Source organism: Variovorax glucosi (genome assembly GCF_051216695.1).
GTDB lineage: Bacteria > Pseudomonadota > Gammaproteobacteria > Burkholderiales > Burkholderiaceae_C > Variovorax.
On the sequence record NZ_JBPJZE010000211.1, the window covers coordinates 1 to 1212 of the forward strand.

At 67.5% G+C, this 1212-nt stretch carries 2 protein-coding genes; one reads left to right on the forward strand and one right to left on the reverse strand.

What is annotated here, in order from left to right:
- The coding region (locus ACSFA3_RS24355) for a LysR family transcriptional regulator (RefSeq protein WP_435507952.1) at window positions 1-449 on the reverse strand (449 nt) is incomplete at its 3' end.
- 127 nt (window positions 450-576) lie between these two features.
- Here ACSFA3_RS24355 and ACSFA3_RS24360 point away from each other — a divergent pair.
- On the forward strand, window positions 577-1212 hold a 636-nt coding region (locus tag ACSFA3_RS24360), incomplete at its 3' end, for an MFS transporter (protein WP_435507953.1).

Here is a 1212-nt window from a genome sequence, read left to right on the forward strand (position 1 = left end):
GAATCGACGAGATCGCCACTGCGGATCGCCACAACGACGCCGTCGAAGATCACGTCGAGCAGCTGGACGTTGAAGTCGAGGTCGAGCTCGATCTCGGGGTAGCGCGCCTTGAAGTCCGGCAGGATCGGCAGCAAAAAGCGGTAGCCGATGGTCGGCAGGCTCACGCGCAGGCGGCCGCGCGGGGCGGCGACGGCGTCTTGCATCATGGCGCGCGCGTCGTCTAGTTCGTCGAGGATGCGGCGGCAGCGCTCGTGGAAGAGCGCGCCTTCCTGCGTCAGCCGTGTGTGGCGCGTGGTGCGGTTGAAGAGGCGCACGCCGAGCTGCTGTTCGAGCCGCGCGACGTTCTTGCCCACCGCCGAGGCCGATATGCCCAGCAGCCGGCCGGCCTTGGCAAAGCTCAGCAGGTCGGCCGCGCGCACGAAGGATTCGAGTCCGCTGAAGCTGTCCATGGATTAACAACCCTGGGTTGGGAGTGCGAGGATCAATGGCGCCATTTTCATTCCATTGATTCCTTTCTATCTTCTGTGGCTTCCTGCCTTCCTTCCTTCCTTCCTTCCGTCCGCGTGAAAGCCTTCGATGTCCACGTCTTTCCACAACAAGAACTGGCTGCTGGCCGCCGTCTGCCTGGCGGCGCTGGGCATGCCGCTGAGCTTTACCGGCCCGGCGGTGGTGCTGCCCGCGATCCGCGATGCGCTGGGCGGCAGCCCGGTGCAGCTCAACTGGGTGACCAACGCCTTCATGCTGAGCTTCGGCGCCACGCTGATGGCCGCCGGGGCGCTGGCCGATGCCTATGGGCGCAAGCGCGTGTTCTTGCTCGGGCTTGCGGTGGTGGCGCTGAGCAGTTCGCTGCTGACGCTGGCCCCCGGCATCGTCGCTTTCGATCTTGCGCGGGCTCTGCAGGGGCTGGGCTCGGCCGCGGCCTTCGCGGCGGGCACGGCCGCGCTTGCGCAGGTGTTCGACGGCGCGGCGCGCACGCGGGCCTTCAGCCTGATCGGCACCTCGTTCGGCGTGGGGCTGTCGTGCGGTTCCATCCTCTCGGGCTGGCTCGCCGAAAGCTTCGGCTGGCAGGCGGTGATGCTGAGCCCCGGCGCGGTCAGCCTCGTGGCGCTGTGCATCGCCGCGCCGAGCATGCGCGAGTCACGCAATCCGGACGCCATGGGGCTCGACATGCCGGGCACCGTTACCTTCACCGCCGCGCTTAGCTTGCTGACG